The organism is Candidatus Stygibacter australis (assembly GCA_030765845.1).
In the GTDB taxonomy this organism is placed as follows: domain Bacteria; phylum Cloacimonadota; class Cloacimonadia; order Cloacimonadales; family TCS61; genus Stygibacter; species Stygibacter australis.
Genome location: JAVCDJ010000196.1, coordinates 1 through 6,034 on the forward strand (window position 1 = coordinate 1; position 6,034 = coordinate 6,034).

Genomic DNA, 6,034 nt, shown 5'->3' on the forward strand with positions numbered 1-6,034 from the left:
TGGCTGCAATAGAGAAAGGGAGAGTAATTGACGTTAATAATGCCTTATTGGGAATGGGACCTTTCAGTCCTCAACGAGCAGGAGCATTACCAATCGGAGACCTGCTTGATCTGGCATATTCCGGTGAATATACCAAGAAGGAACTGCAAGCCAAGCTTACGAAAAATTCTGGCTATATGGGCTATCTGGGAACTGACAGCGATCTGGAAGTTGAAAATAAAGTTAATGAGGGTGATGAAAAATATTCTCTTATCTATGATGCTCTCATGTATCAGCTTGCAAAAGAGATTGGTGCTTATGCCACCATCCTTAAAGGGAAAGTAGATGCGATATTCCTTACTGGTGGTTTGGCATATAATCCCAATACAACCAAAGCTGTAAAAGATTATTGCGGATTTATTGCACCCATTTATATCTATCCTGGAGAGAATGAGATGGAAGCACTTAGTCAAGGTGGTATCCGAGTTCTTAAAGGACTGGAAACTGCGTTAGAATATTAGTAAATAGTAAAAAACCTTGCGAATGGTCTTGACCTTCGCAATGGTTGAATTTATGATACTGATTTTTAGAATAGTAAGGGGTTAGTTTGTCAAAATTAAATGTCTTGGATTTTGGAGGCAACCATTGCGGAGGTCTATCGACCATTCGCAAGGTTTTGGGTGGTGCCTGGATTTTTTGTTTATCAGCATTATTTCTGAGCAGTTGTACTGTGAAGACGCCTCCTCACAAGGCAGTAACATTTATGGTCTATATGGCTGCTGATAATAGTCTTAGTGAATTTGCCCTTACAGACATTGATGAAATGGAACGAGCACACTTTAATAATTCTGAGGCTAATGTAATTGTGCAGGCAGACCAGGCTGTATATGCAGAAAACCCTTATTGCAGGCGCTGGGAGATCGTAGCAGATAGTCTATATGATGATCAGGTGTCCTCTCCATTGATAGATGAACTGGGGGAAATTGATAGTGGCGACTGGCATTCTCTGGCTGCATTTTACAACTGGTGCGTAGATAACTATCCGGCTGAACGCTATGTGCTTTCTATCTGGTCTCATGGGAATGACTGGTACAGCTATGCTACAAATCCCAATAAATTTTGTGTTGATAGCCAGAGTAACAGTTTTATTAGTATCACCGAAGGAGAATTAGAACTCGCATTTAGGGCATTTGATGAATATCCTGATCTGGTAATCCTGGATGCATGTCACATGCAATCAATAGAAGTCCTATCAGAGATAAGTCCCTGGTGCAATTATATCAGCGGCTCAACAGATCTAATACCTGATTCAGGATACCCTTATGATGAGATCATTACAGCTGTTTGCAGAGCTTTGAACTATGATTATTCTGCTATACCAGATATATATGTGAATTCTTATAAACCAGGAGGATCTCAAAACCCTACAGGAATGCTTAATCAGGCAGTATGTGCCAGTTTGATAGAAACTGAAGTATTTAATGATGAAATCCTGAATTCTGTCGCTGAATTTGTAGTTTACTGTCTGGATCATCCTGAAGTATTCAGCGATCTGATGTCGGCAAGAGCTGGCTGCTTTGAATATAATGATCTGGAAATTGATGTTGACCTGCTGGAATTCTGCTGGAAACTTACTGATCTTACAAATGATCCTGAATTAGCTGAGCTGGCAGCAAAACTTAATGAAGAACTGATAACAGCTAATAACTTCTATAATTATCCTGCTGCTTATGCCGGGAATCTATTGATCACTTTCCCAGAAATTTCTGATAGTGAGACCTGGATGAATCTGCGTAATGACTTCTATAAGTTGAATTTTAACCAGTTAACAAACTGGGGGGAATTAATAAATAAAATCGTAGTTCCAGCCGACCGGGAATTAGTATTACACTAAATTTTCCTACTTATCCACAGACCTGTGCATAAAAATTTTAACTAATAAGTAATAAAACTGCGTAAGTAATTTCTAATTAGTAATTATAGCAGGAGATACATTCTACTTAGCTCTGTGGATAACTTGTGGATAAGTGAAATAATTCTCCCAATTATATTTTGATTGATGATGATAACTCAGGCTGAACTTGACATGGAATTTACTGATTTCATTTTGACATTGTGTGCTAAGCGGGGAGTTAGCGGTGCCCTGTACTCGCAATCCGCTCTAGCGAGGCTGAATTCCTGCACGAGAATATTGATTTCGGCAGGTGGTTTGATAAGTGGTGTTGATAATCAAGCCCGGCGCAATTGCAAACTGCGAACCAGGTCAGGTCCGGAAGGGAGCAGCCTTAAGCAGAACTTGTGATGTGCCGTCGGTCTACTTGGTTTGAGCTAACTGGCAGATTGCTTGTAGGATAGGTATCAACTGCAGGTGCACACACTTTTTTTTAAGGAGACTACAGTGGCAGGAAAATATAAGATACCTCGTGGAACTTACGATATTTTACCAAGCGAGAGTTATAAAAGACATTACCTGGAAAAGACCTTCAGAAAGGTGGCATCTGATTATGGTTATCATGAAATAGTAACACCAATATTTGAACTCTCTGCTCTATTTGAAAGAAGTGTTGGGGATAGCTCTGATATAGTCCAAAAGGAAATGTATAAATTTACAGATCGTAAAGGAAGAGAATTTGCCCTGCGTCCAGAGGGAACAGCATCCGTAGTACGTAGTTTTGTGGAAAATAATCTGGCAAACCAGGAGAATGGAACCAGGATTTATTACATGGGTCCCATGTTCCGTTATGATCGTCCCCAAAAGGGAAGATATCGTCAGTTCTATCAATACGGTGTAGAAAACTTCGGCAGTGATCATGCTTATATTGATGCAGAAGTAATTGCTTTAGGTTATACCTATCTTGAACGACTCGGATTAAAGGACTTTGTATTGGAAATCAACAGCATTGGCTCTAAAAACTGTGCTGAGAAATATGATAAAGCCCTTCAGGAATACTTCTTACCTCATAAAGAAGAATTATGTACTGATTGCCAGCAGCGTCTGGACAAAAATCCTAAACGACTGCTGGACTGCAAAGTACCATCCTGCAAAAAGTTCCATGAAGATGCCCCAAGTATGCTCGACTATCTGGATGAGGAGTGCTCTAATCACTTCCAGGAAGTGCAAAACTATCTTAGTTTGATGGAAATTCCCTTTATGATCAATCCCCGGATAGTAAGAGGACTGGATTATTATTCCAAAACAGCATTTGAATTTTTAAATAATAATCTGGGAGCTCAAAATGCTCTCTGCGGCGGAGGAAGATACGATTATCTGGTGGAAGAAATTGGTGGAAAGCCAACCACAGGGATCGGATTTGCAGGTGGATTTGAGCGTCTGCAACTTTCACTCGAAGCGGAGGATTGCTCTTTTAGCTATAAACCGACACCTGATATTTTCTTTGTCACGATGGGTGATGAAGCAGAAAAAACGGTGATACCTATTATCCAGAAATTACGTTCAGCCGATATAGCTGCTGGATTTGATATTGATAAGAAATCCGTGAAAGCCCAAATGAAAGCTGCTGATAAATCAGGTGCAGAATATACTGTGGTTGTGGGAGAAGATGAGATAGCAAATAATGCTGTTACCCTGAGAAATATGAAATCAGGTGATCAACGGCAGATCCCTCTACCTGAATTCATCGCACAATTTAAAACATTGTTGAAAAAATAAGTAAATATTAGTACCAGATTTTCTTATATCAGGTTACTGAGCAGATTTCGATTTGTTAGCTGGTCCGGATTAAATTTCTTTTCGCTTTTACCATACAGCTTCCTGCGCTGTTCAAAGAAATGTACTACTTGAGGAAAGAGTCTTCCCCATCTTTGGGTATTTATCTCACCTTTGAGTTTATAGCTATTCAAAAAGGTCTGCTGGATGTCTTCAAATTTATCCTTACTAACCACCTCTGCCCAGAAAAGTAGGAAATGGATAAGATCAAACTCTGGAAATTCCCATCTCCAATCCACAAAATCTATTAAATAATACCTGCCATTTATCTTATCATAAATAATATTCCTGGGATTAGTATCAATCTGACAGATAACCATATCCTGCCTATTTTCGAGCTGATGAAGTTCACGGTAAAGCTCCCCGACAGCCTTGAAATCAATATTATCCATTTGCCAGAGATGACAGCTTTCCAGATATTCAAAATCATTGTATTCAATGTTGTCTTTGCTTCCAGTAGAAATGATTTGTGGTGTGATAGAGAGTCTTTTATTGAATATCAGGCGTTCCTGCTCTGCATCGTATTTTTCCAGATAAAACTTTCGGAATATCCCCTGACTGACAAGAATTGTATGATCGCTTTTCATAGTCACAATATAATGATAGTGATGCCTTTATTATGTTTACCCCAGTCACTATCCTTTTTCAAGGCAGGAAGTTCACGGACAGCATTTTTGCCCAGGTCGTATGCTCCACCAAATTCTTCACCAGGAACGTAATATTTGATCAAAGCAGAATACTTAAGCGATTCCAGATAGTCCCGTACACTATACCTGATCTCCCCGCCCTTACCGGAAGATCCATAGCCGTGCACTATCTTAAGAATCCTGACCCCATCAGCTTTTGCACCATGCAATAATCTTTTCAATCGGCTTAAAGCAATTTCTACGGTAGGATTATCCGACTTGATATTCTCGCTTCTAAATTTAGTTTTACCAGCAGAAGCTCTTCCTGAACTTCTTACTGGAGTTTCACACCAGGGACATATTCTGCAGCCCTTCTCTAATTCATTACCGCAAACGTGACACATCATGATTAATCGCTATTATTATCAAATTCAATTTTGATCTTACCTTTTCGATAGCCCTTCAGGTTCTTCAAAAGCGCTTCCAAGGAATCGTGCATTATGTTTTGGACAAAGGGTACCAGCTTCATCTCCTGATCATCTATCCAAACTCTGATCCTGCCAAGATTCTCTGCCACGCATTCATTTCGCTTCCTTTCACCCTTAAGGACTGCTCCCACAAATTCATGACAGCTCATGCCGCAATGCGAACAACATTCAGGATCTACCTGGGGTAAAACCTTAAATCCCTTTTCCAGCATCAGTTCAATAAGCCGTTCAGATTCATTAAGAGCACTGATCACTGGAAAATCTCCATACTGCTGATGCTCGTCAGCATATTTACCACTTACTGCAAAGATAGTTGAATCATTCAGCTTATCCAGGTCATCCTTTGTTGCTCCGCAGATGATCCTGGGCATTGCCAGTTCTTTCATTCCTTCTACTATCAGCCAGTCTGCATCAATATGACTGATCATCTCATTAAAACTCAATTGTCTTCTCCAGATCAGATCAGTTTCCCTGATACCTCTGGCAAATACTGGCTCAGCCCCTGCCTGGTAATGCCGGTCACTATTTGAATCCGGCTTTTCCATCCCAAATTCTTCATAATGAATATCTTTAATAGATGCTACCCGTATTCCCCGTTTACTTAGTCCTTTGATCAAAGCTTCGCAGACAGTTGTTTTGCCTGTGTGGTGAAACCCACATACAGATATTGCTTTCATATTATTCCTATTTATAATTCGTTAATTAATCCGACCACATACTGCATAATGATAGCACAATCATAGCTATCCCATTCACCATCATAATTGATATCCGATATTCTCAATCTCCAGTCTTCCCAGGGCAATGGAGCATAAGGAGCAGGATCCCACCCTACTATATAACGCATTAGCACAGAAGCATCAAAAGCATCAATACTGTCATTATCATCCACATCTCCCATTAAATGCACGTCCGACCAGATAGAATTTAAGACCACTTCCAGTTCAGTTACTCCATTTTCATTTATCTGCACTCCAGATGCTGACACAGTTTCATAGCCTTCACAAATAAAATCCACATCATATTCCCCAGTCAAAAGTGGACGAAAATATCTGCCATAAAGAGCACCTGACCTGTAGGGTTCCACATCTGTCATTCCTTCTTGTTCATCTATTTGAACCACATTTATTTCTGCCACCAGTGGATTTCCCGAAGAGTTAGTTACATGCCCTGTCAGCAATCGATTATCAAGTCTGTGCAGCATCACGCGGAAA

The 6,034-nt window shown here is 40.1% G+C and carries 7 protein-coding genes and 1 other RNA gene; 4 read left to right on the forward strand and 4 right to left on the reverse strand.

What is annotated here, in order from left to right; all coding sequences use genetic code 11:
* From RAO94_09885 to hisS, 4 genes are all read left to right on the forward strand, one after another.
* The coding region (locus RAO94_09885; GenBank protein MDP8322647.1) for a butyrate kinase at positions 1–500 on the forward strand (500 nt) is incomplete at its 5' end.
* 86 nt (positions 501–586) lie between these two features.
* Positions 587–1,873: a clostripain-related cysteine peptidase gene (locus RAO94_09890; protein ID MDP8322648.1), complete on the forward strand. Its 1,287-nt coding sequence runs from the start codon at positions 587–589 to the stop codon at positions 1,871–1,873.
* A 221-nt stretch (positions 1,874–2,094) separates the two neighbouring features.
* Positions 2,095–2,355: signal recognition particle sRNA large type (gene ffs / locus RAO94_09895), an RNA gene on the forward strand.
* Positions 2,356–2,377: 22 nt separating this feature from the next.
* On the forward strand, positions 2,378–3,649 hold the full coding sequence (gene hisS / locus RAO94_09900) for a histidine--tRNA ligase (protein ID MDP8322649.1): 1,272 nt from the start codon (positions 2,378–2,380) through the stop codon (positions 3,647–3,649).
* A 23-nt stretch (positions 3,650–3,672) separates the two neighbouring features.
* On the opposite strand, the gene RAO94_09905 is transcribed toward hisS, so the two are convergent.
* The 4 genes from RAO94_09905 to RAO94_09920 form a co-directional block, all read right to left on the reverse strand.
* Entirely contained in the window at positions 3,673–4,293 is a 621-nt protein-coding gene (locus RAO94_09905) for a phosphotransferase (protein ID MDP8322650.1), read from the reverse strand.
* Between the two features lie 2 nt (positions 4,294–4,295).
* Positions 4,296–4,739, reverse strand: a complete 444-nt coding sequence (locus RAO94_09910; GenBank protein ID MDP8322651.1) for a Smr/MutS family protein — start codon at positions 4,737–4,739, stop codon at positions 4,296–4,298.
* Positions 4,740–4,741: 2 nt separating this feature from the next.
* Positions 4,742–5,497 (reverse strand): molybdopterin-guanine dinucleotide biosynthesis protein MobB, encoded by a 756-nt coding sequence (locus tag RAO94_09915; protein ID MDP8322652.1) that lies wholly within the window; start codon positions 5,495–5,497, stop codon positions 4,742–4,744.
* 11 nt (positions 5,498–5,508) lie between these two features.
* Positions 5,509–6,034, reverse strand: a 526-nt coding sequence (locus RAO94_09920) for a dockerin type I domain-containing protein (GenBank protein ID MDP8322653.1), incomplete at its 5' end; no start/stop codon positions are given.